General features: G+C 28.1%; 32 protein-coding genes, 4 tRNA genes and 1 pseudogene. 2 read left to right on the forward strand and 35 right to left on the reverse strand.

Translation table 11 applies throughout. The features are described from left to right. Positions 1-156 precede the first annotated feature (156 nt). Entirely contained in the window at positions 157-1056 is a 900-nt protein-coding gene (locus A4A67_RS00360) for a 5'-3' exonuclease (protein WP_067569054.1), read from the forward strand. A 178-nt stretch (positions 1057-1234) separates the two neighbouring features. Here A4A67_RS00360 and yihA read toward each other — a convergent pair whose 3' ends face one another. After that, positions 1235-1849, reverse strand: coding sequence for a ribosome biogenesis GTP-binding protein YihA/YsxC (gene yihA, locus A4A67_RS00365; RefSeq protein ID WP_067569062.1), 615 nt, complete (start codon positions 1847-1849; stop codon positions 1235-1237). 301 nt (positions 1850-2150) lie between these two features. Between yihA and typA the strand changes: the two genes are divergently transcribed. Further along, positions 2151-3959: a translational GTPase TypA gene (typA, locus tag A4A67_RS00370; protein WP_067569064.1), complete on the forward strand. Its 1809-nt coding sequence runs from the start codon at positions 2151-2153 to the stop codon at positions 3957-3959. A 112-nt stretch (positions 3960-4071) separates the two neighbouring features. Here typA and rplQ read toward each other — a convergent pair whose 3' ends face one another. From rplQ to rpoC, 34 genes and pseudogenes are all read right to left on the reverse strand, one after another. Further along, positions 4072-4437, reverse strand: a complete 366-nt coding sequence (rplQ, locus tag A4A67_RS00375; protein ID WP_067569067.1) for a 50S ribosomal protein L17 — start codon at positions 4435-4437, stop codon at positions 4072-4074. A 40-nt stretch (positions 4438-4477) separates the two neighbouring features. Beyond that, the gene (locus A4A67_RS00380) at positions 4478-5464 is read right to left on the reverse strand and encodes a DNA-directed RNA polymerase subunit alpha (RefSeq protein ID WP_067569074.1); all 987 of its coding nucleotides are present in this window, start codon (positions 5462-5464) and stop codon (positions 4478-4480) included. Positions 5465-5489: 25 nt separating this feature from the next. Beyond that, positions 5490-6110, reverse strand: a complete 621-nt coding sequence (gene rpsD, locus A4A67_RS00385; RefSeq protein WP_067569078.1) for a 30S ribosomal protein S4 — start codon at positions 6108-6110, stop codon at positions 5490-5492. Between the two features lie 32 nt (positions 6111-6142). Continuing rightward, positions 6143-6526, reverse strand: a complete 384-nt coding sequence (gene rpsK / locus A4A67_RS00390) for a 30S ribosomal protein S11 (RefSeq protein ID WP_067569081.1) — start codon at positions 6524-6526, stop codon at positions 6143-6145. A 30-nt stretch (positions 6527-6556) separates the two neighbouring features. Further along, the gene (gene rpsM, locus A4A67_RS00395; RefSeq protein ID WP_067569084.1) at positions 6557-6910 is read right to left on the reverse strand and encodes a 30S ribosomal protein S13; all 354 of its coding nucleotides are present in this window, start codon (positions 6908-6910) and stop codon (positions 6557-6559) included. Between the two features lie 97 nt (positions 6911-7007). Next, the gene (gene rpmJ / locus A4A67_RS00400) at positions 7008-7124 is read right to left on the reverse strand and encodes a 50S ribosomal protein L36 (protein ID WP_067569087.1); all 117 of its coding nucleotides are present in this window, start codon (positions 7122-7124) and stop codon (positions 7008-7010) included. Between the two features lie 81 nt (positions 7125-7205). Beyond that, positions 7206-8513: a preprotein translocase subunit SecY gene (secY, locus tag A4A67_RS00405; RefSeq protein WP_067569090.1), complete on the reverse strand. Its 1308-nt coding sequence runs from the start codon at positions 8511-8513 to the stop codon at positions 7206-7208. Between the two features lie 9 nt (positions 8514-8522). Further along, positions 8523-8975, reverse strand: coding sequence for a 50S ribosomal protein L15 (gene rplO, locus A4A67_RS00410; protein WP_067569093.1), 453 nt, complete (start codon positions 8973-8975; stop codon positions 8523-8525). Positions 8976-8981: 6 nt separating this feature from the next. Then, entirely contained in the window at positions 8982-9161 is a 180-nt protein-coding gene (gene rpmD, locus A4A67_RS00415) for a 50S ribosomal protein L30 (RefSeq protein ID WP_067569096.1), read from the reverse strand. A 9-nt stretch (positions 9162-9170) separates the two neighbouring features. After that, the gene (rpsE, locus tag A4A67_RS00420) at positions 9171-9671 is read right to left on the reverse strand and encodes a 30S ribosomal protein S5 (RefSeq protein WP_067569099.1); all 501 of its coding nucleotides are present in this window, start codon (positions 9669-9671) and stop codon (positions 9171-9173) included. 14 nt (positions 9672-9685) lie between these two features. Continuing rightward, a complete protein-coding gene (rplR, locus tag A4A67_RS00425) occupies positions 9686-10054 on the reverse strand; it encodes a 50S ribosomal protein L18 (RefSeq protein ID WP_067569103.1) in 369 nt (122 codons plus the stop codon). Positions 10055-10072: 18 nt separating this feature from the next. Further along, positions 10073-10609 carry a 50S ribosomal protein L6 gene (gene rplF, locus A4A67_RS00430; RefSeq protein ID WP_067569106.1) on the reverse strand — a complete coding sequence of 179 codons (537 nt, stop codon included), beginning with the start codon at positions 10607-10609 and terminating at the stop codon, positions 10073-10075. Positions 10610-10622: 13 nt separating this feature from the next. Continuing rightward, positions 10623-11015, reverse strand: a complete 393-nt coding sequence (rpsH, locus tag A4A67_RS00435) for a 30S ribosomal protein S8 (protein WP_067569109.1) — start codon at positions 11013-11015, stop codon at positions 10623-10625. A 37-nt stretch (positions 11016-11052) separates the two neighbouring features. Continuing rightward, the gene (gene rpsN / locus A4A67_RS00440) at positions 11053-11358 is read right to left on the reverse strand and encodes a 30S ribosomal protein S14 (RefSeq protein ID WP_067569112.1); all 306 of its coding nucleotides are present in this window, start codon (positions 11356-11358) and stop codon (positions 11053-11055) included. Then, on the reverse strand, positions 11358-11906 hold the full coding sequence (gene rplE / locus A4A67_RS00445) for a 50S ribosomal protein L5 (protein ID WP_067569115.1): 549 nt from the start codon (positions 11904-11906) through the stop codon (positions 11358-11360). Before rplE ends, rpsN begins: the two co-directional genes overlap by 1 nt. Before the next feature lie 14 nt (positions 11907-11920). Beyond that, entirely contained in the window at positions 11921-12238 is a 318-nt protein-coding gene (gene rplX, locus A4A67_RS00450; RefSeq protein WP_067569120.1) for a 50S ribosomal protein L24, read from the reverse strand. A 47-nt stretch (positions 12239-12285) separates the two neighbouring features. After that, positions 12286-12657: a 50S ribosomal protein L14 gene (gene rplN / locus A4A67_RS00455; RefSeq protein WP_067569123.1), complete on the reverse strand. Its 372-nt coding sequence runs from the start codon at positions 12655-12657 to the stop codon at positions 12286-12288. A gap of 112 nt (positions 12658-12769) precedes the next feature. After that, complete coding sequence (gene rpsQ, locus A4A67_RS00460; RefSeq protein WP_067569126.1) at positions 12770-13021, reverse strand: 30S ribosomal protein S17; 252 nt, start codon at positions 13019-13021, stop codon at positions 12770-12772. Continuing rightward, positions 13021-13215 carry a 50S ribosomal protein L29 gene (gene rpmC, locus A4A67_RS00465; protein WP_067569129.1) on the reverse strand — a complete coding sequence of 65 codons (195 nt, stop codon included), beginning with the start codon at positions 13213-13215 and terminating at the stop codon, positions 13021-13023. The genes rpsQ and rpmC overlap by 1 nt, the downstream gene beginning before the upstream one ends. Beyond that, entirely contained in the window at positions 13212-13631 is a 420-nt protein-coding gene (gene rplP, locus A4A67_RS00470; protein WP_067569133.1) for a 50S ribosomal protein L16, read from the reverse strand. The genes rpmC and rplP overlap by 4 nt, the downstream gene beginning before the upstream one ends. A gap of 65 nt (positions 13632-13696) precedes the next feature. Continuing rightward, positions 13697-14395: pseudogene (gene rpsC, locus A4A67_RS00475) on the reverse strand (30S ribosomal protein S3); the annotation flags it as partial. 28 nt (positions 14396-14423) lie between these two features. Beyond that, positions 14424-14756: a 50S ribosomal protein L22 gene (rplV, locus tag A4A67_RS00480; RefSeq protein WP_067569139.1), complete on the reverse strand. Its 333-nt coding sequence runs from the start codon at positions 14754-14756 to the stop codon at positions 14424-14426. A 16-nt stretch (positions 14757-14772) separates the two neighbouring features. Beyond that, positions 14773-15051, reverse strand: a complete 279-nt coding sequence (gene rpsS / locus A4A67_RS00485) for a 30S ribosomal protein S19 (RefSeq protein WP_067569142.1) — start codon at positions 15049-15051, stop codon at positions 14773-14775. A gap of 16 nt (positions 15052-15067) precedes the next feature. Then, positions 15068-15886 carry a 50S ribosomal protein L2 gene (rplB, locus tag A4A67_RS00490; RefSeq protein ID WP_067569146.1) on the reverse strand — a complete coding sequence of 273 codons (819 nt, stop codon included), beginning with the start codon at positions 15884-15886 and terminating at the stop codon, positions 15068-15070. A gap of 24 nt (positions 15887-15910) precedes the next feature. Then, the gene (gene rplW / locus A4A67_RS00495; RefSeq protein ID WP_067569149.1) at positions 15911-16219 is read right to left on the reverse strand and encodes a 50S ribosomal protein L23; all 309 of its coding nucleotides are present in this window, start codon (positions 16217-16219) and stop codon (positions 15911-15913) included. Then, entirely contained in the window at positions 16216-16824 is a 609-nt protein-coding gene (rplD, locus tag A4A67_RS00500; RefSeq protein WP_067569152.1) for a 50S ribosomal protein L4, read from the reverse strand. The genes rplW and rplD overlap by 4 nt, the downstream gene beginning before the upstream one ends. A gap of 16 nt (positions 16825-16840) precedes the next feature. Continuing rightward, positions 16841-17470: a 50S ribosomal protein L3 gene (gene rplC, locus A4A67_RS00505; protein ID WP_067569154.1), complete on the reverse strand. Its 630-nt coding sequence runs from the start codon at positions 17468-17470 to the stop codon at positions 16841-16843. A gap of 31 nt (positions 17471-17501) precedes the next feature. Further along, positions 17502-17813 carry a 30S ribosomal protein S10 gene (gene rpsJ / locus A4A67_RS00510; RefSeq protein WP_067569156.1) on the reverse strand — a complete coding sequence of 104 codons (312 nt, stop codon included), beginning with the start codon at positions 17811-17813 and terminating at the stop codon, positions 17502-17504. Positions 17814-18068: 255 nt separating this feature from the next. Further along, positions 18069-19256, reverse strand: a complete 1188-nt coding sequence (tuf, locus tag A4A67_RS00515; RefSeq protein WP_067569158.1) for an elongation factor Tu — start codon at positions 19254-19256, stop codon at positions 18069-18071. 99 nt (positions 19257-19355) lie between these two features. Continuing rightward, positions 19356-19428 (reverse strand) — tRNA-Thr (locus tag A4A67_RS00520). Positions 19429-19433: 5 nt separating this feature from the next. After that, positions 19434-19508, reverse strand: a tRNA-Gly gene (locus A4A67_RS00525). Positions 19509-19570: 62 nt separating this feature from the next. Further along, positions 19571-19655, reverse strand: a tRNA-Tyr gene (locus A4A67_RS00530). A 9-nt stretch (positions 19656-19664) separates the two neighbouring features. Further along, a tRNA-Thr gene (locus A4A67_RS00535) sits at positions 19665-19737 on the reverse strand. A gap of 517 nt (positions 19738-20254) precedes the next feature. Further along, entirely contained in the window at positions 20255-24472 is a 4218-nt protein-coding gene (gene rpoC, locus A4A67_RS00540) for a DNA-directed RNA polymerase subunit beta' (RefSeq protein WP_067569160.1), read from the reverse strand. Positions 24473-24474: the final 2 nt, after the last annotated feature.

Below are 24474 nucleotides of genomic sequence, written 5' to 3' on the forward strand. Positions count from 1 at the left end.
TACTAGTAATAGTAAAAATTAACAATAGTAGATAATTATCTACTACATACAGAATTTTCTAATTATTAGAAACAATATTTTCTTTTTAGATTTTAGTTATTAAAATTATAAATCAAATTATTTATATTAATCATATTTTTTGGATAAAATAAAAAATTGTTAATATTAATTGATGGTTCTTATTATCTTTATCGTGCCTATAAAGCTCTTCCGCTGTTAACTAATAGTTTAGGTGAACCTACGGGGGGAATTTATGGCGTCATAAATATGCTTAAAAGTATATTATTACAATATAATTTTAAATATTTTGCTATAGTTTTTGACGCTCAAGGTAAAACATTTAGAAATAACTTATTTAAGTATTATAAATCCCATAGATTACCTATGCCCCATGATTTATGTAATCAAATAATACCTATGTATAATATTATTAAAGCTATGGGATTACCATTGTTAGTTATTAGTGGTGTTGAGGCAGATGATGTTATTGGTACCTTAGCACTTACTGCAGCAAATGATGGTAGAAAAGTACTGATAATTACTGGTGATAAAGATCTAACTCAGTTAGTTTCTACTAATATTAAAATTATTAATACTATATCAAATACTATTCTGGGTCCTAAAGAAGTACAATTAAAGTTTGGTGTTCCACCCAATCTTATCATAGATTATTTTACGTTAATAGGTGATAAATCAGATAATATTATGGGTGTACCTGGAATAGGAAAAAAAACTACATTAATTTTATTACATAAATTAGGAGGATTAAAAAATATTTATCAACAGCTAGATAAAATTAAAAATATTAAATTTAGGAGTGCTAAAATTATAGAGACTAAGCTTAAACAATATCGTGAAATAATTTTTATTTCTTACCAATTAGTTAAAATTAAAACAAATGTAGCACTAAATTTATCTTATGACAAATTGACATTGAAAATACCTAATAAAAACATTTTAAAACTATTGTTTCAGCATTATGAATTTAAATATTGGATTAAAAATATTGAACAAAATAAATTACTACAAAATATTAAAAATAAAATTCTTAAATAATTGATAATATAAAAATATTAGAAACGTTAATTATTGTATAGCTATTTTAGAAATTTTTCATATAGTTATTTACTTAAATTAGCTACTAGTAATACTAATTTCTTTAAAGTTTGTAACTTATGTTAATAAGTTAACTTTTTAGTAATTTTATTAATAATAAATAATATTTTATTACAATTTAATTATTTACAGAAAACCATATATTAAGTTGTTTTCTAAGTTTTTCAACTCCATATTTTTTTATTGATGAAAAAATTTCAATTTGTATATCACCTTTAAATAAAGTTGTTATTTGTTTACGTACTTTATTTAATTGAGAATAACGTTCTTGGTAAGTTATTTTATCTGATTTAGTTAATAATATAAGAATAGGAAGATTTAAATATGTAGTCGCCAATTTAATTATTTTTTGATCAATATTTTTCATTGGATGACGAATATCCATGACTATTACTAATCCTTTAAGGATTTCACGTTCTTGCAAATATTCACTAATAGTATTTTGCAATTGATATTTTATTTTTTTAGGAACTTTAGCATATCCATATCCTGGTAGATCTACTAAACGAAAATCAGGTTTAACTTCAAAAAAATTTATAACTTGAGTACTTCCTGGTGTTTTACTTGTTTTAGCTAAGTTTTTATTATTAGTTAATATATTAATAGCACTAGATTTTCCAGAATTAGAATAGCCTGTAAATGCTATTTCAATACCTTTATTTACTGACAATAAATGAATATTTGATATACTAAATAAAAAATAAGTACTGAAATAATTAAAATCTTTTTTCAAAGATATTTTTTCTCTTAATAATTTTTAATAAAAATAATAAATAGCTATTATTTATAACAATAATTTTTTCATAAAAATATTTTAATATTTAATTTTTTAGCTATAATCTAAAATAAGATGTAATCTTATTACATCTCAGATCATTTGAAAATATAAATTTCTAATACAATACTAGAAATTAAAATAATAATCTATATAATTGTTATCTTAACAAGAATTACTACTTACTTAAAATTTTACTAATTCTTAAAATAAAATATAAAAAAATAACGAATTAGTTAATTATAACTGAGATTAATTTATGATTAAAAAATTGCGTAATATTGCAATCATCGCACATGTTGATCATGGAAAAACTACTTTAGTTGATAAAATGTTACAACAATCTGGTACACTTAATGACCGTAGTTATACTATTGAACGTGTTATGGATTCTAATGAATTAGAAAAAGAGCGTGGAATAACTATTTTTGCTAAAAATACTGCAATTAACTGGCACGATTATCGTATCAATATTGTTGATACTCCAGGACATTCTGATTTTGGAGGTGAAGTAGAACGTGTTATGTCAATGGTTGACTCTGTATTATTATTAGTAGATGCTATAGATGGTCCTATGCCGCAAACACGTTTTGTAACAAAAAAAGCATTCTCACATAATTTAAAACCTATAGTAGTCATTAATAAAATTGATAGACCTGGATCTCGTCCTGAATGGGTAATAAATCAAGTTTTTGATTTATTTGTTAACTTAGGTGCTACCGATGAACAATTAGATTTTCCTATAATATATACATCAGCGCTGAATGGTGTTGCTGGTTTAGAATATGATAACATGTATAATGATATGACTCCATTATTTGAATCTATAGTAAAATATGTAGATGCACCTAAAATTGAAACTAATGGTTTATTTCAAATGCAAATTTCTCAACTTGATTATAACAGTTATGTTGGTGTTATAGGTATCGGTCGTATAAAACGCGGATCTGTAAAAAAAAATCAACCAGTTATTATCTTGGATAAAGATGGTAATCGACGCAATGGAAAAGTAGGTCAGATATTAAGTTATATGGGATTACAACGTATAGAAGTTCTTTTAGCAGAAGCAGGTGATATTATAGCAATTACGGGATTAGGAAAATTAAATATTTCTGACACTATCTGTGATCCAGCTAAAATAGAAGCACTACCTCCTTTAATTATTGATGAACCTACAGTATCTATGTTTTTCGGAGTGAATACATCACCATTTTGCGGTAGAGAAGGAAAATATATTACATCTAGACAAATTTTAGATCGTTTGAATAAAGAACTAGTACATAATGTAGCATTACGTGTAGAAGAATCAGATGATTCTGATACTTTTTGTGTTTCTGGACGCGGAGAGCTACATCTTTCAGTTCTTATTGAAAATATGCGTAGAGAAGGATTTGAAATTGCCGTTTCTAGGCCCAAAGTAATTTTTCGTATGGTAAATGGTATTAAACAAGAACCATTTGAATTATTAACTGTAGACATAGAAGAACAGCATCAAGGTCAAGTTATGAAAGCTATAGGTATACGTAAAGGAGAAATCTGTGATATGTTTCCTGATAGTAAAGGACGTATTCGTTTAAATTATATAATTCCTAGTAGAGGATTATTAGGTTTTCGTACAGATTTTCTTACAATTACTTCTGGTACTGGTTTATTACACTCTACTTTCAGTCATTATGATAATGTGCTTCCAGGAAAAATAGGTCACCGCCAATATGGCGTGTTGATTTCTAATGGTCAAGGTAAAACAGTAGCTTATGCTTTATATAGTTTGCAAGATAGAGGTCGTTTATTTTTAGGTCACGGTACTGAAGTTTATCAAGGACAAATTATTGGAATTCATAATAGATCTAATGATTTAACTGTAAATTGTTTAATTAGTAAAAAACTAACTAATATACGTGCATCAGGTACAGATGAAGATACTCATTTAATACCAATCATTAAGATGTCTTTAGAACAAGCATTAGAATTTATTAATGATGATGAATTGGTTGAAGTAACACCAAAATCTATACGTTTGCGTAAACGTTATTTAACGGAAACTGAACGTAAACGTGCCAATAGATAAAAAATTTATTTTTAAATTCTCTTTTGTTAGTTAATGAATAAAATATTTAATCATCTTCATATCTATCTATCTAAAATAAATAAAGTAAATTTATATTTGATTATTAAAATGATTATTTTTTAGTACGATTAATAAATTCTATATATGCCATAGGAGCTTTATCTCCTATACGAAACCCACATTTTAAAACTCTAGTATAACCCCCAGCACAATGTTTAAAACGAGGTCCAAGTTCATTAAATAATTTTTTTACAATTTTATTATCTAAAGTACGAGAAAATGCCAGACGCCTATTTGCAATACTATCATTTTTAGCTAGTGTAATTAACGGTTCTACAAAACGACGCAACTCTTTAGCTTTAGGTAAAGTTGTCTTTATAATTTCATAAGAAACTAAAGAACTAATCATATTACGAAACATAGCTTTAAGATGACTGCTATTTTTATTTAATTGACGACCAATTTTACGATGGTGCATAATTTATATTATTTCCTTTTATAATTTTATAGACAATTTATTATTCATCAGCAATATTTATTGGAGGCCAGTTATTAATAGATTTTCCTAAAGATAATCCATGTATAGCCAACACGTCTTTAATTTCAGTAAGAGATTTTTTACCTAGATTAGGTGTTTTTAATAATTCTACTTCAGTACGTTGAACAAGATCACCTATATAATGAATAGCTTCTGCTTTCAAACAATTAGCAGAACGTACTGTTAATTCTAAATCATCAACAGGACGTAACAAAATAGGATCAAATTCTGGTTTTTCTTCTTTAATTTCTGGATGACTGATATCACGTAAGTCAACAAAAGCTTCTAATTGTTCTGCTAAAATCGTTGCTGAACTACGTATTGCTTCTTCTGGATCAAGAGTACCATTAGTTTCTATATCAATAATTAATTTATCTAGATCAGTACGCTGTTTTACACGTGCTGCTTCTACATTATAAGAAATACGCTCTATAGGGCTATAACATGCATCTACCATCAGTAGTCCAATAGGACGGTGTTCATATGAATTAATTCTAGTAGAAGCAGGAATATAACCTCGTCCCATTTCAATCTTTATTTGCATATTTATAGAAGTATTTTTATCAGTTAAATGACATAAAATATGTTTAGGTTTAATAATTTCTATATCTCTATTATAAGTAATATCAGCTGCTATTACTGGACCAATACCTGTTTTATTTAGAGTTAATAAAACATCATTTTTACCTTTAACTTTTACTGCTAAACCTTTTAAATTAAGCAAAATTTCTATTATATCTTCTTGGACACCTTCTTTACTACTATATTCGTGTAATATACCATCAATTTTAACTTCAGTAACTGCATAACCAGGGATTGATGAAAGTAAAATACGACGTAATGCATTTCCTAAAGTATGACCAAAACCACGTTCTAATGGCTCAAGTGTTACTTTAGCGTGTGTTGAACTTATTTGTTCGATATCTACTAATCTAGGTTTTAACAAATCTGTTATAGAACTCTGCATTATTATATCCTCTCTTTTAGATACCCTATTTAGAATAAAACTCTACTATAAGGTGTTCATTAATATCAGCAGATAAATCAGTACGTTCTGGATTTTTTTTAAATATACCTTCCATCTTAACAGGATTAATTTCAATCCAGGTAGGTTTTTCGCGTTGATTAGATAGTTCTAATGAAGCATGAATACGGGATTGTTTTTTAGCTTTTTCATGAACACTGATAATATCATTTTTAGTAACTTGGTAAGAAGCAATATTTATAATTTTACCGTTTACTAGAATTGCTTTATGACTAACTAATTGACGTGATTCAGCACGAGTAGCACCAAATCCAATACGATAAACAACATTATCAAGACGACTTTCTAGCAAAAAAAGCAGATTTTCACCAGTATTACCTTTTTTACGTACTGCTTTTTTATAGTAATTATGAAATTGACGTTCTAGTACACCGTAAATACGACGTACTTTTTGTTTTTCACGTAACTGTATACCATATTCAGATAAACGTAGTTTACGCGTGCCGTGCTGACCTGGTAGTTGTTCAATTTTGCACTTGGAATCAATTGCTTGAACACCAGATTTTAAGAATAAGTCTGTGTTCTCACGACGGCTAAGCTTAAGTTTAGGACCCAAATATCTTGCCATTTTTTCTCCAATTTACCTAAAAATAAGCGCTACTATACACGGCGCTTTTTAGGAGGACGACAACCGTTATGAGGAATTGGAGTAACATCAGTAATATTAGTGATGTTAAAACCAGCTGCATTTAAAGCACGAATAGTAGATTCACGACCTGGACCTGGACCTTTAACCATAACTTCAAGATTCTTAATACCATATTCTTTTATAGCTTCAGTACAACGTTCTGCTGCAACTTGTGAAGCGAAAGGAGTAGATTTTCTAGAACCTCTAAAACCAGAACCACCTGATGTTGCCCAACCTAATGTATTCCCCTGACGATCAGTAATAGTTATTATAGTATTATTAAAAGACGCATAGATATGTGCTACACCATCTAAAACTTGTTTTTTAATACGCTTACGTGTAGGTGTTTTATTCATTATTTAATTACCTTTTAATAACTTAATTTTTCATTTATTTACTTTACGAGTACCTTTACAAGTACGAGCATTAGTTTTAGTACGTTGACCATGAACTGGAAGTTTCCTACGGTGACGTAACCCTCGATAAGTATTAAGATCTATAAGTCTCTTAATATTAAGAGTAACTTCACGACGTAGATCTCCTTCTACAACAAATTTAGAAACTGCGTCACGTAACTTTTCTAATTGATATTCAGATAAATTATTAATCTTGATATTTTCAGCAATACCTGTAGCAGCACAAATATGTTGTGAACAGGATTTTCCAATACCGTAAATTGAAGTTAGTGCAATAACTGTATGTTTGTTATCAGGAATATTAATACCTGCTATACGTGTCAATCTATATGTTCTCCTTAAATATTAATTTATCTAATTAATGAGATTGTTTTAAACAAATAACTAATTGAGTAATATTTATCTCTTGATAAGATATTATTTATCTTTGACGTTGTTTATGTTTAGGATCAGCATTACAAATAACGCAAATAATACCATTACGCTTAATTATTTTACATTTATGACATAATTTTTTGATTGAAGCACGAACTTTCATATTACTCTCCGTAACTTCTTAAAGTTTACCATACTTTATACCTACCATAAATACTAAAAATTAGTAATTATTTTTTACAATTCATCTTTTAAAAAGAGATTTGTATTGAGTTGATATAATTAAAGTTTTTACTTGATTTATAAAATCCATTATAACTATAACTACAATTAATAAAGATGTCCCATTTAAAGAAAATGAAACTTTCATGATGTAACGTATAAATTCAGATATTAAACATATAAATGTTATATACATTGTATTAATTAATGTTAAACAATTTATTACTTTATCAAGATATCTTGCTGTTTGTTCTCCAGGACGAATACCAGGAATAAATGCTCCACTTTTCTTAATATAATCTGCTGTTTTTCTAGAATTTAAAATTAATCTGGTATAAAAACAACAAAAAAATACAATAGCAAATATATATATTAATATATAAATTGGTTGACCAGGTTGTAAATAAAGTGAAATGGTTTGTAACCATTTATAATAAATATCGATTTTAAATCCAGATATAATTATTTTTATAAAAATAATTATACTGGAAGCAAAAATTGCTGGAATCACTCCAACCATATTTATTTTTAATGGTAAATATGTATTATTTGTTAAATAAATATAACGTCCTTGTTGACTATTGGTATAATTAATAATTATCCGACGTTGACCACGTTCAATAAATACAACAAAATATGTAATAAAAAAAATTTTAATTACAATTAAAAGTAAATATAAAAGATTTAAATTTCTTATTATAGTTTTTTTAATAATATTATTAATAACATTAGGTAAATCTGCTACAATACCTATAAATAGAAAAATAGATATTCCATTACCAATACCACGCTCAGTAATTTGTTCACTGAGCCACATAAGAAATATTGTTCCGCAAACTAAACTTACTATTGTAGTTAAATAAAAATAAATTCCTGGAATTATTACTACACATTGTTTTTTAGGAATATTTAATAATCCAGTAATAATACTAATTGCTTGAATTATAGCTAATATTAATGTACAATAATATTTATATTTAATAATTTTTTGGGGTTCATCTTTTACCTCTTTTTTACAAAAGTAAAAATAAGGATAAATTACAGTTAATAATTGTATTATAATAGATGAAGAAATATATGGCATAATTCCTAAAGTAAAAATAGAAGCATTATTAAATTTAGCTCTAGAAAATATATTAAACATTTCAAAAATAGTATCATGTTTTTTTTTTAAAACTGTTGTAAGTATAATATTATTTATTCCAGGAATAGGAATACAAGAACCAATACGAAAAATTATAATTGAATTTATAAGAAATAAAATTCTATATTTTAATTCATTTATTACTTTTATAAGATATTTAAAACTTAATGCTTTATTTTTAACCATATATATTATTTATGTTATTTTTTCCTCAATTTTCCCACCTACAGCTTCTATTGCATAACGTGCACCTTTACTGATACGAATATCAGTAGAAGTTATTATTGTAACTGCACGTTTAATTTTACCTGATAGTATAATTTTGGCAAATTTAGTTTTTATGTTAATAATTTTTGCTGTTTTTAACATTTGAAAATCAATTAAATTATTATTTAATAATTGTAAATCAGACAAACGTATTTCTTGTGTTAATATTGATTTATATGAATTAAATCCAAATTTTGGTAATCTACGGTATAAAGGCATTTGACCTCCTTCAAATCCGCGACGTATATTACCTCCAGAACGAGATTTTTGACCTTTATGACCTCTACCGCTAGTTTTTCCTAAACCAGAACCAATACCTCGTCCTAAACGTTTACATGCATGTTTAGAACCCTTAGCTGGAGAAAAAGTATTTAAAAACATATATAACTATTCCTTAATTTTAACCATATAAGAAATTAAATTAATCATCCCTCGGATAGCAGGAGTATCCTCACATATTATAGTATGACCAATATAACGCAAACCTAAACCAATTAAAGTTGCTTTATGTTTGGGTAAACAACCAATAGAACTACGAATTTGAATTATTTTAATTTTTTGTTTCATAATAATAAATTACTTCAAAATTTCTTTAATAGATTTACCACGTTTAGCAGCAATTATTTCAGGAGAATTCATCTTACTCAGAGCTTCAATAGTGGCACGAATAACATTTATTGGATTAGTTGATCCATATGCTTTAGCTAATACATTATGAATTCCTGCAACTTCTAAAACAGCACGCATAGCACCTCCAGCTATAATACCAGTTCCTTGAAATGCTGGTTTCATAAAAACTAAAGATCCAGTATATATTCCTTTAATTGGATGTTGTAAAGTACCGCTTTTTATTACGATATGTATCATATTTTTACGTGCTTTTTCTATTGCTTTTTGTATTGCAGAAGGAACTTCTTTTGCTTTACCATAACCAAATCCAACTTTACCATTACCATTACCAACAACCATCATTGCTGTAAAACTAAAAATACGACCCCCTTTTACTGTTTTAGATACTCTATTTACTGTAATTAATTTTTCTTGTAATATACTAACTTGTTTTTCAATATGTATCATTTTATAAATTTACCTTAAAACTGAAGACCAGCTATACGAGCAGCATTTGCTAATGCTTGAACTCGACCATGATATTTAAAACCAGAACGATCAAAAGAAACATTCTTGATTCCTTTTTCTAAAGCTCGTATAGCGATAATTTTACCTATTTCTGAAGCTGCAGATTTATTACTAGTATTAATAATACCTAAAAAATTTAATCTATCTATGATATTTTTTTCTAAAGTAGAAGCAGCTACTAAAACTTTAGAATTATTAGGTTCAAAAATTTGTGCATAAATATGACGTGATGTACGGTGTATAACTAAACGAATAGTTTTTAATTTTTTTATTTTACATCTGGTTGTTATAGAACGTCGAATCCTAGCTAATTTTTTATTCATAATTATTACCTTTATATTTTACTTTTTTTTGGTCTCTTTAATACGTACAATTTCATCAGCATAACGAATACCTTTACCTTTATAAGGTTCAGGACGACGAAAATTACGTAAATCTGCAGCAACTTGACCAACAAGTTGTTTATTAGCTCCTTTAATAATAATTTCAGTTTGAATAGGACATTCTGCTGTAATACCTACAGGTAAATTATAATTTATAAGATGAGAAAATCCTAAAGATAAATTAACTATATTATCTTTAATTGTTACACGATAACCTACACCTACTAATTGTAATTTTTTAATAAATCCATGTGTTACACCAATTACCATTCCGTTTATTAACGCTCGTGTAGTGCCTGCTATTGCCCAGCTATTAGTATCTGTTTTTCTATTCGGAGCAAAAAATAATTGATTATTATCATACTGAACGTTAATATATTCATTAATAGTGCCAATTAACTCACCTTTATTACCTTTAATTAAAATATTTTTTCCTTGAAAGGTTATCTCTACTCCTGCAGGAATTTTTATAGGTGTTTTAGCAACACGAGACATTTTATCACCATTATTATGCTATATAACAAATAATTTCACCACCAATACCTAATTTACGCGCAGTACTATCAGTTATCATACCTAAAGAAGTAGAAATAATTGCTATACCCATACCTGACATTACTTTGGGTAAGGCATGTTTTTTCTTATAAACACGACAACCTGGACGACTAATACGTTGTATATTTTCTAATACTGGTTTTCCATTAAAATATTTTAGTATAATTTTAATTATACTATTAGTATTACCTAATATTTTATAATTTTGAATAAAACCTTCTTCTTTTAGTAAAGTAACAATTGCTACTTTAACTTTCGAATTAGGTATATAAACTATATCTTTATTAGCATTTTGACCATTTCGAATGCTAGTTAGCATATCAGCAATTGGATCTTGCATGCTCATTTATTTATAACTCCTATTATTTATCAATAGTAAATAATTACCAACTAGCTTTTCTCAAACCTGGAATTTCCCCACGCATAGCAGCTTCACGTACTTTAATACGACTTAATCCAAATTTTCGTAAATAAGCGTGTGGACGTCCAGTTTGACGACATCTATTACGTTTTCTAGATGGACTAGAATCTCTTGGTAAAGTTTGCAGTTTTATAACAGCATTCCAACGATCTTCATCAGTAACATTTATACTAGAAATAATAGTTTTCAGTTCAGTACGTTTTTTAAAAAATTTTTTAGATAATTTTATTCTTTTTATTTCTCGTGCTTTTATAGATTTTTTAGCCATTATTTACCTTCTTTACGAAAGGGGAAATTAAAAGCAGTTAATAGCTTACAACCTTCATTATCTGATTTTGCAGTAGTAGTAATAGTAATATCTAATCCACAAACATGATCTGCTTTTTCATAATTTATTTCTGGAAAAATAATATGTTCATGTATTCCTATGCTATAATTTCCATGACCATCAAATGACTTAATAGATAAACCTCGAAAATCACGGATACGTGGAATAGCAATAAAAAGCAATCTTTCTAAGAATTCCCACATACGTTGTCCACGTAAAGTTACTTTACATCCAATAGGATATCCTTGACGGATTTTAAATCCAGCAATAGATTTACGTGCTTTAGTTATAATTGGTTTTTGACCTGAAATTAAAGTTAAATCTTCTTTAGCAGAATCTAATATTTTTTTATTTAAAATTGATTTTCCTACACCCATATTTAAAGTAATCTTATTAAATTGAGGAACTTGCATAATAGAATGATACTTAAAATCTTTCATTAATTGAACTACAACTTCATTTTTATAGTAATCGTATAATTTTGCCATTAGTTTACTCTAATTTAATTAATAATTTTACCATTAGATTTTAAAAATCTTACTTTTTTCTTATTATTTTCAATTTTAAATCCTATCCGATCTGCTTTATTTGTAATTACATTAAAAATTGCAATATTAGAAATATCTATTTTTGCTTCTTTTTGAAGAATACCACCTAATTTATTTAATGTAGGCATGGGTTTTTGATGTTTTTTAATTAAATTTATACCAGTAATAATACTTTTTCCATTAGAAAAAATAGTTTTTACTTTACCTATTTTATTTTTATCTTTTCCTGCTAGAACAATTACTTCATCATTAACACATATTTTAGCTGCCATATTATTTTTTATTCCTTATGAAATATAAAAAATTATAATTTATAATTTTATAGTACTTCCGGTGCTAAAGAAATAATTTTCATAAATTTTTCAATACGTAATTCACGAGTTATAGGTCCAAAAATACGTGTACCAATAGGTTGATCATTATTATTATTTAGTAAAACACAAGCATTACTATCAAATCGAATTACAGAATTATCAGAACGACGAATCCCTTTTTTAGTACGTACTATAACTGCTTTTAGAACATCACCTTTTTTAACTTTTCCACGAGGAATTGCTTCTTTAATAGCAATTTTAATTATATTTCCAATATTTGCATATCTACGATGTGAACCACCTAATACTTTAATACACATTACACGACGTGCTCCAGAGTTATCAGCTACTGAAAGTATAGTTTGTTCTTGAATCATATGGATCCTCCATTATGATATAATTTTAATATTTTTACAAAAATTTTATTTTTATAAAAAATATTTTAAAAAATAATTTTTATTAATTAAAAATTAATGAAGATATATATTATTAAAAATATTTTTTAATAATACGAATTAATTTCCAAGATTTTAATTTAGAAAGAGGACGACATTCAGTTATTTCAACTATATCACCGATATTACTCTCATTAGTTTCATCATGTACATGAAGTTTAGTAGTACGTTTAATAAATTTACCGTATTTTGGATGTTTTACTAAACGTTCTATTATTACAATAATAGATTTTTCCATTTTATTGCTAACTACACAACCTTGTAAAGTACGTATTTTAGAATTCATTAAGTACCTTTTATTTTAGTGATTTCAGTTAATAATGTTTTAATACGGGCAATATTATATCGTACTTTTTTAAAAAGATGATATTTATGTAATTTTCCATTAGAAGCTTGCATACGTAAATAAAATTGTTCTCTGAATAAAGAAGATAATTTTTTATTTAAAGTTTGAATATTTTCTTTATGTATATTCATCATATATATGATATTACCTTTTTATTTATAAATATAGTTTTGATTGGTAGTTTTGCTGATGCTAACTTGAATGCTTCATAGGCTAATGTTTCTGAAATACCATCTATTTCATATAATATCTTCCCAGGTTGAATTAAAGCAACCCAATATTCTACATTTCCTTTACCTTTTCCCATACGTACTTCAAGCGGTTTTTTAGTAATAGGTTTATCAGGAAAAATACGAATCCATACTTTACCTTGATGCTTAATTTCGTGTGTTATAGCACGACGTGCTGCTTCAATTTGAGAAGAAGTTAAACGACCACGTTCAATAGATTTTAAACCAAAAGTACCGAATTTAATATCCGTACTTACTGCTAGTCCCCGATTACGACCTTTATGCATTTTACGGAATTTTGTACGCTTTGGTTGTAGCATCAAAAGTTCTCCTTACTTTTACTTATATTAGTTTTATTTACAACAATACTACTTTTATTTTTTTGTTTTTTAATATTAGATTGCTGTTTTTTAAGTTTAATATTTTGTTTTGAAGGTTCATTATTAATATTAGTACTTCCTAAAATTTCACCTTTAAAAATCCATACTTTTAATCCTATGACACCATAAACTGTATATGCTTCAGAAGTATTATAATCGATATCTGCACGCAACGTATGTAGGGGTACACGACCCTCTCTATACCATTCAGTACGTGCTATTTCAGCTCCTCCTAAACGTCCACTAACTTCAATTTTAATTCCTTTAGCTCCGCTACGTATAGCACTTTGAACAGCACGTTTCATAGCTCTTCGAAAAAGAATACGACGTTCAAGTTGCGAAGCAATATTTTCAGCAACTAATTTAGCGTCTAGTTCAGGTTTACGAATTTCAACAATATTAATTTTTGCTGGTAATTGTGCTATATTAGATATAGTTTTACGTAATTTTTCAAGATCTTCTCCTTTTTTTCCTATTACTATACCTGGACGAGCTGTATGTATTGTAATGCAAATATTATTTGTTGGACGATCTATTATTATACGAGAAATTGAAGATTTTGATAGTTCTTTAATTAAGAATTGACGAATTTTAAAATCGTTATCTATATTATTAGCAAATTCTTTTTTATTTGCATACCAAATAGAATTCCATGGTTTAATAATACCTAAACGAATTCCATTAGGATTTACTTTATGACCCATTATTTATAATCTCCAAAATTTTTATCGATTATACAGATATAATTATCGTAATATGATTTGTACGCTTTAATATACGGTCTGCACGACCTTTAGCTCTGGGCATAATACGTTTAATACTTGGACCAGTATCAACAAAAATTTTTGAAATTTTAAAGTTATTAATTTCATCTGCACCATCATTGTGTTCAGCATTAGCAATAGCAGATTTTAGTATTTTTTTGATTATATTAGCAGCTTTCTTTTTAGAAAAAGTTAACTCTTTCATAGCTTGTAAAACTTTTTTACCACGAATTTGATTAGCTACTAATCTAACTTTTTGAGCAGAAGAACTAGCATAGCGATATCTAGCAATAGTTTTCATCTATTGGTTCCTAAATTTAGCATTTTTTAGTAGTTTTGTCGACTGCATGCCCACGATAAGTACGTGTGGGAGCAAATTCTCCTAATTTGTGACCAACCATTTCATCTATAACAAAAACAGGAATATGCTGTCTTCCATTATGAATAGCAATAGTTAAACCTATCATTGCTGGAAATATTGTTGAACGACGTGACCAAGTACGAATAGGTTTTTTGTCATTTGTTTCAATGGCTTTCTCTATTTTTTTTAATAAATGTAAGTCAATAAATGGACCTTTTTTAAGAGAACGGGGCATAATTTATCCTCTAATATTATTTACGATGACATACAATAAATTTATCAGTACGTTTATTACTGCGAGTTTTTTTACCTTTAGTATGAAGACCCCATGGAGATACAGGATGTTTACCAAAATTACGTCCTTCACCACCACCGTGCGGATGGTCAATGGGATTCATTGCTGTACCTCTAACAGTAGAACGTATACCTAACCATCTTTTAGCACCAGCTTTACCTAACAAACGTAACATATGTTCTGCATTATCTATTTCACCTAAAGTAGCACGACATTCAGAATTAATCTTACGTATTTCACCAGAACGTAAACGTAAAGTAACATGATTCTTATCACGAGCTATTATTTGAATAGAAGTACCAGCAGAACGTGCTAATTGACCACCTTTGTTTAGTTTCATTTCTACATTATGTACAATAGAACCAATGGGGATATTTTTCATAGGAAGAGCATTACCTATTTTAATTGCTGCATCAACACCAGATTCAATTTTATCACCAATATTTAATCCTTTGGGTGCAAGTATATAACGACGTTCACCATCTTTATATTTAACTAAGATAATATTCGCAGATCTGTTAGGATCATATTCAAATCGTTCTATTGTTGCTTGAATACCATCTTTATTACGTTTAAAATCTATTAAACGATATTTTTTTTTATGACCCCCACCAATATGTCGCATAGTGATACGACCATTATTATTACGTCCCCCTGATTTAGGAAGAGATGTTAATAATTTAGAATAAGGTTTCCCTTTGTGAATATTAGAATTTATTATTTTAAAAACATGGCGACGACCTGGAGATGTGGGTTTACACTTAACAAGTGACATTATTATGATTCCTTATCATACTCACTAAAATAATTCTGATTTTCCAATAGATTCTATTTTTTGATCTTGTTTTAAAAGTATATAAGCTTTTTTCCAATTACTACGATAACCCATATATTGTTTGTGACGTTTACGTTTTCCTTTAACTATAAGTGTATGTATTTTATGTACTTTTACTTTAAAAATTTTTTGTATAGCAGATTTAATTTCTATTTTATTACTATTTTTAGTTACATTAAAAACAATAGTGTTATATTTTTTTATTGATGTAGATACTTTTTCAGAAATATGTGGAGTACGTAATAATTTTAATAAATATTCTTCACAAATCATACCAACATATCCTCAATTTGTTTAATAGCATTAACTGTTATAATTACCTTTTCAAAAGAAATAAGATTAATTGGGTTAATACTTTTAGTATTACTTACTTTTACTTTATAAAGATTACGTGCAGCAAAAAATAAATTTATTTCTAAATTATCTGTAATTATTAAAACATCATTTAAGAAAAATTCTTGTAATTTTTGTACTAATAATTTTGTTTTAGGTGCTTGTATAGAAAAATATTCAACAATAATTAAACGATTTTGGCGTATCAATTCTGATATAATACTTTTTATAGCTCCGCGATACATTTTTTTATTGATTTTTTTACTATAATCTTGCGGTTTAGCTGCAAAAGTAACACCACCAGAACGCCAAATAGGACTTTTAACGCTACCTGAACGTGCTCTACCTGTTCCTTTTTGCCGCCAAGGTTTTTTACCCGAACCAATAACTTCTGCACGATTTTTCTGACAACAAGTTCCCTGACGAGCTTCTGCAGCATAAGCTACAAGAACTTGATGAATTAATGCTTTATTAAAAGTACATCCAAATATTTTTTCAGAAACAGTTAATGTTTTATTTAATGTATTTTTTAGTATTAATTCCATTCATATATCCTCGCTATTATGCTTTAATAGCTGGTTTAATTATCAATTTATTACCAATTACTCCAGGAACCGCACCTTTTATTAATAATAAATTGCGTTTTATATCAATACGTATTATTTCTAGATTTTGAATTGTAACTCTTTCATTACCTAGATGTCCTGACATTTTTTTTCCTTTGAATACTTTCCCTGGAGTTTGATTTTGACCTATAGAACCTGGAGCGCGATGAGATAATGAATTACCATGGCTAGAATCTTGAGTATGAAAATTCCAACGTTTTACAGTACCAGAAAATCCTTTACCTTTAGAAGTACCAATAATATCAACTTTTTTTACATTAACGAATATTTCTAGAGAAATATTTTGACCAACAGTAATTCCTTCAATATTTTCCATGTTAAATTCCCATAGACCACATCCTACTTTAACACCTGCTTTGGCAAAATGTCCGGCTTCAGGTTTAATTATTTTATTAATTTTTTTAACACCAGAAGTAATTTGTATAGCATTATATCCATCATTTTTAATATTTTTAATCTGTATTATACGGTTTTCTTTAATTTCAATAACTGTTATTGGAATAGAAATCCCTTCTTTCGTAAAAATACGAGTCATGCCTACTTTACTTCCTATTAAACCTTTCATTATTTAAATCTCTTTATTTTCAACAATTTAATTAACCTAAACTAATCTGTACATCTACCCCAGCAGCTAAATCTAAACGCATAAGTGCATCAACAGTTTTTTTAGTTGGTTCAACAATATCAATTAAACGTTTATGAGTACGGATTTCATATTGATCTCGTGCATCTTTATTTACATGCGGAGAAATCAAAATAGTAAAGCGTTCTTTACAAGTAGGTAGAGGAATTGGACCACGTACTTGAGCACCAGTACGTTTAGCGGTTTCAACTATTTCTAGTGTTGATTGATCAATTAAACGATAATCAAAAGCTTTTAAACGTATACGGATTCTTTGGTTCTGCATTAGACCCAAACTCCAATTATTTTATTTATAATTTATGAATATAAAATTACTTTATTATTATTTAATATATAATATAATTTTGTTCATGTTTTATCCCTTTATTTGGGATGTTATTTGTAGGTTTTAATTAATATTTTATATATAATATATTTAATATATAAATTTTAATTAATATAATTTTTTAAATTAAAATTAAAACTCCATGTTAAAAAATATCTCTCTGTTATACAGAGAGATTTTTTTATAATATATTATTTATTCAAAAATTTTAGTAACAATTCCTGCACCAATAGTATGACCACCTTCACGAATAGCAAAACGTAAACCATTATCCATAGCAATAGGAGATAATAAATTAACAATCATCTTAATATTATCACCCGGCATAACCATTTCAATATTTTCTGGTAATTCTATGATACCAGTTACATCAGTAGTACGAAAATAAAATTGGGGACGATATCCTTTAAAAAAAGGTGTATGACGTCCGCCTTCTTCTTTATTTAAAATATAAACTTCTGATTCAAATTTTGTATATGGTTTAATTGATCCTATTTTTGCTAAAACTTGACCTCGTTCTACATCTTCACGTTTAGTACCTCTGAGTAATATTCCTACATTATCCCCAGCACGTCCTTCATCTAATAATTTACGAAACATTTCAACACCAGTACAAATAGTTTTAGTAGTATTTTTAATTCCTACTATTTCTATTTCATCACTCACTTTAATTATACCTCTTTCTATACGACCAGTTACTACTGTACCACGTCCAGAAATAGAAAATACATCTTCAATTGGTAATAAGAATGGTTGATCAATATTTCGCTTAGGTTCAGGAATGTATGTATCTAGTGTTTTTGCTAATTCAATAATTTTTGGTGTCCATATTTCATCATTCTCTTCTAGTGCTTTTAATGCGGAACCTCGAATAATAGGTGTATTTTCTCCAGGAAAATCGTACTGTGATAATAATTCACGTACTTCCATTTCTACAAGTTCTAATAATTCTGCATCATTAACTAAATCACATTTATTCATGAATACTATTATATAAGGTACACCTACTTGACGAGCCAAAAGTATATGCTCTCTAGTCTGCGGCATAGGACCATCAGTAGCTGCAACTACTAAAATGGCACCATCCATTTGAGCAGCTCCAGTAATCATATTTTTTACATAATCAGCATGTCCTGGACAATCTACATGTGCATAATGACGATTTAAAGTATCATATTCAACATGTGAAGCATTTATAGTAATACCTCGAAGTTTTTCTTCGGGGGTATTATCAATTTGTTCACAAGCACGTGCATTGCCACCATAAGTTTTAGCTAAAACAGTGGTAATAGCAGCAGTTAAAGTTGTTTTTCCATGATCGACATGTCCAATAGTACCTATATTAACGTGCGGTTTTGTACGTTGAAATTTTTCTTTAGACACAAATATATTCCTCTAGTATAATGTACCTATGTATATATATATTTATATATGCCATATTAATAAGTTCAAAGCAACTCTAAGTATAGACAAAATAAATGATGCTGATAGGCAGATTTGAACTGCCGACCTCACCCTTACCAAGGGTGTGCTCTACCAACTAAGCTATATCAGCGTATTTGGAGCGAACAGTGGGAATCGAACCCACATCTTCAGCTTGGAAGGCTGAGGTAATAACCATTATACGATGCTCGCATTTAGAAAATTTAAATTTTTTTAATATAATTTAAAATTTAAATTTATTATTTAATAATATCTGGTGGTGGGGGAAGGATTCGAACCTTCGAAGTCTCTGACGGCAGATTTACAGTCTGCTCCCTTTAGCCACTCGGGAACCCCACCAAATTTGGGTGCCGGTAGAAGGAATCGAACCCTCAACCTACTGATTACAAATCAGTTACTCTACCAATTGAGTTATACCGGCTATTAATTAACACTATTTATTTTTAATTTATAGTAAAAATAATTAAATATTTTAAATAATATTTAATAATTAAATGATAATATATCTTTTTTTAAATAAGAATCTCTATTTGAGAGATATCTAAAAAATATAAATGTAAACAATTTTAAATATTGAAATAACTATTTTTATTAAAATATATTTTATAATTTTATTTATTAAAAATCTAGTTTTATTCAATATTTTTAAAAAATATTAATATCTTTTTCTTACAAAAAAGATTTTATTTATAATTATAAACTATATATTTTATTTAATTTAGTTTAAAACTAACAAATTAATTTTTTTATTATATCAATAATATTCTTCTTATTAAGAAGAATTCATAAATAAATAATATTTACTATTAAGTATTTTATACTATAAAATACTTAAAAATATATTTGGTATAAAATATTTAAATAATTATTAATTTATTTCTTATTTTAAATTTATAATATATCTTAAACGATATACAATAAAAGTAGTAATTTACTTATTAATCATTTGTAATACTAGATTTTAAAAGTTCTGCTAAATTAGCTTCAGCTTTATCTGTAGTAATAATAGGTGCTTTATTAGATATATTATTTTTTTTACAAGAATTACGATTCTTATGATATTTATAACCAGTACCTGCTGGTATTAATCTTCCAACTATAACATTTTCTTTTAAACCACGTAATTCATCACATTTTCCTGCTACAGCAGCTTCTGTTAACACACGTGTAGTTTCTTGAAATGATGCTGCTGAGATAAAAGAATCTGTTGCAAGAGAAGCTTTAGTAATTCCTAGTAAATTAGGAATATATTCTATTATTTTTTTGCCATTTTTTTCTAGTTGTCTATTAGCAATTTTAATATGAGAATATTCTACTTGTTCACCTTCTAAAAATTCTGGATGGTTACTATTAGTAATAGTAACTTTACGTAACATTTGGCGAACAATAATCTCTATATGTTTATCATTTATTTTTACTCCTTGTAATCGATAAACTTCTTGAACTTCATTTACAATATAACGAGTGACTTCATGTATACCCCGTAATCGTAAAATATCATGTGGAGATTCTGGACCATCAGAAATAACATCTCCTCGTTCTACATGTTCACCTTCAAATACATTAAGATGACGCCATTTGGGAATCATTTCTTCATAAGATTCATGATTTTCATCTAAAGGTAAAATAATAAGGCGACGTTTTCCTTTAGTTTCTTTACCGAAAGTAATTATACCACTTATTTCAGCTAAAATAGCAGGTTCTTTAGGACTACGAGCTTCAAATAAATCAGCTACACGAGGTAAACCCCCAGTAATATCTTTAATACCACTAGTTTCTTGTGGTAAACGTGCTAATGTATCACCACAAGTAATTTTAGCACCATCTACAAGATGGATAATAGTTTTCCCTGGTAAAAAATATTGTGCAGGAATATCTGTTCCTGGTAATAAAACATCTTGACCTTCAATATCAACTATATGTAATGCAGGACGTAAATCTTTACCACTACTAGTACGTTCAGCAGTATCAAGAACTACTATAGAAGATAAACCTGTAAGTTCATCTGTTTGACGAATAATAGTTTGTCCTTCAATCATATCAGTAAAACGAACAAAACCATTAACTTCAGTAATAATAGGCATAGTATGAGGATCCCAATTAGCAATAATTTCTCCACTAATTATTTCTGATAAATCCCCTTTTTCCATAATAGCTCCATAAGGAACTTTATAACTTTCTTTAATTCTTCCAAATTTATCAATTAATTTTAGTTCAGTATTACGTGAAGTAATAACTAATTTACCATTACAATTAAATACAAATTTTGCGTTATTTAAACGAATTATTCCTGTATTTTTTACTTGAATACTAGATTCTGCAGCAACACGAGAAGCAGCACCACCAATATGAAATGTACGCATAGTAAGTTGTGTTCCTGGTTCCCCTATAGATTGAGCTGCTATTACACCAATAGCTTCTCCTTCATTTACTAAATTTCCTCTAGATAAATCACGACCATAACAATTAGCACAAACTCCAAAATCAGTATTACAAGTTACTACTGAACGTACTTTAATACTATCAACTGAATTATTTTCTAAAATATCACAACATTGTTCATTCAATAATGTATTTCTTTCTAATAAAATATTTTTTGTACCTGGTTTAAAAATATTTTCTGCTGTAACACGTCCTAAGACTTTTTCTCGAAGTGGTTCTTTAACCTCTCCTCCTTCAATAACAGGAGTCATTAATATACCTGAAAAGGTACCGCAATCTTTTTCAGTTATTACAAGATCTTGTGCTACATCAACTAAACGACGAGTTAAATATCCAGAATTAGCAGTTTTTAATGCAGTATCAGCTAATCCTTTACGTGCCCCATGTGTAGAAATAAAATATTGAAGTACATTTAAACCTTCACGAAAATTTGCAGTAATAGGAGTTTCAATAATCGAACCATCAGGTTTTGCCATCAACCCACGCATACCTGCTAATTGACGTATTTGTACTGCAGAACCCCGAGCTCCAGAATCAGCCATCATAAAAATACTATTAAAAGATACTTGACTTTCTTTTGTACCATTGCTATTAATTACAATTTCAGTAGATATATTATCCATCATAGCTTTAGCAATACGTTCATTAGCTGCAGCCCATATATCAATAACTTTGTTATAACGTTCACCAGCAGTAACAAGACCTGATTGAAATTGCTCTTGTATTTCTGCAACTTCTGTTTCTGCTTCATTTAAAATTTCTCTTTTATTTGTGGGAATTACCATATCATCTATACCAACTGAGGCTCCTGAACGAGCCGCATAATAAAATCCAGTATACATAATTTGATCTGCAAAAATAACAGTTTGCTTTAATCCTAATACCCTATAGCAAGTATTAAGCATTTTAGAAATTAATTTTTTACCTAATACTTGATTTATTAATGAAAAAGGTAATCCTTTAGGAATTATAAGCCATAAAATAGCACGTCCCACAGTAGTATTTACTATATTAGTTTTTTCTATCCATTCATTATTATTGATTTTTTCATATTCAGTAATACGTACTTTAACTTTAGCGTGTAATTCTGCTATACCCAGACTATAAATATGTTCAGCTTCTTTAGGTCCAGTTAATATCATACCTTCGCCTTTAGCATTAATACGATCACGAGTCATATAGTATAAACCTAAAACTACATCTTGAGATGGAACAATAATAGGTTCTCCATTTGCAGGAGATAATATATTATTTGTAGACATCATTAATGTACGTGCTTCAATTTGTGCTTCTAATGTTAATGGAACATGTACTGCCATTTGATCTCCATCAAAATCAGCATTATATGCTGCACATACTAGGGGGTGTAATTGAATTGCTTTACCTTCAATAAGTACTGGTTCAAATGCTTGTATACCTAACCGATGTAATGTAGGTGCTCTATTTAACATTACTGGGTGTTCATGTATAATTTCATCTAAAATATCCCATACTATAGTTTCTTCACGTTCAACCATTTTTTTTGCTGCTTTAATTGTTGTTGCAAAACCACGCAGTTCTAATTTTCCATAAATAAATGGTTTAAATAATTCTAATGCCATTTTTTTGGGTAAACCACATTGATGAAGACGTAAATATGGACCTACAGTGATAACCGAACGTCCTGAATAATCAACACGTTTACCTAATAAATTTTGTCTAAAACGACCTTGTTTTCCTTTAATCATATCTGCCATTGATTTTAGGGGTCGTTTATTAGAACCAGTAATAGCACGTCCTCTACGACCATTATCTATTAATGCATCAACAGCTTCTTGTAACATTCGTTTTTCATTACGTACAATAATATCAGGGGCAGATAAATCTAATAAACGTTTTAACCTATTATTACGATTAATTACACGACGATATAGATCATTTAGATCTGAAGTAGCAAATCTACCACCTTCTAAAGGTACTAAAGGTCGTAAATCTGGTGGCAATACTGGCAATACTGTTAATATCATCCATTCTGGTTTATTGCCTGATTCTATAAAAGATTCTAATAATTTTAAACGCTTAGTTAATTTTTTACGTTTAGTTTCAAAATTAGAATTTTCTAATTCTTCTCGTAAGTTATTACATTCATTTTTTAAATCCATATTTTTTAATATATTATAGATTGATTCAGCACCCATTTGTGCTTCAAATTCATCACCAAATTCTTCTAAAGCATCTAAATATTGATCTTCAGTTAAAATTTGTCTACATTCAAGATTAGTCATACCGCTATCAATTACAATATAAGACTCAAAATATAATACACGTTCTATGTCACGTAATGACATATCTAATAATAATCCAATACGAGAAGGTAAAGATTTTAAAAACCAAATATGTGCAATAGGTGCAGCTAATTCAATATGACCCATACGTTCACGTCGAACTTTAGTTTGTGTTATTTCTACTCCACATTTTTCACAAATTATACCTTTATGTTTTAATCTTTTATACTTACCACATAAACATTCATAATCTTTTACAGGTCCAAAAATACGTGCACAAAATAAACCATCTCTCTCAGGTTTAAAAGTACGATAATTAATTGTTTCTGCTTTTTTTACTTCACCAAAAGACCAAGAACGAATAATGTCTGGGGATGCTAATGAAATTTTGATTGTATCAAATTCTTCTATTTTATTGTTTGTTTTTAATGATATAAGTAAATCTTTCACAA

It is taken from the genome of Candidatus Mikella endobia (assembly GCF_900048045.1).
GTDB lineage: Bacteria > Pseudomonadota > Gammaproteobacteria > Enterobacterales > Enterobacteriaceae > Mikella > Mikella endobia.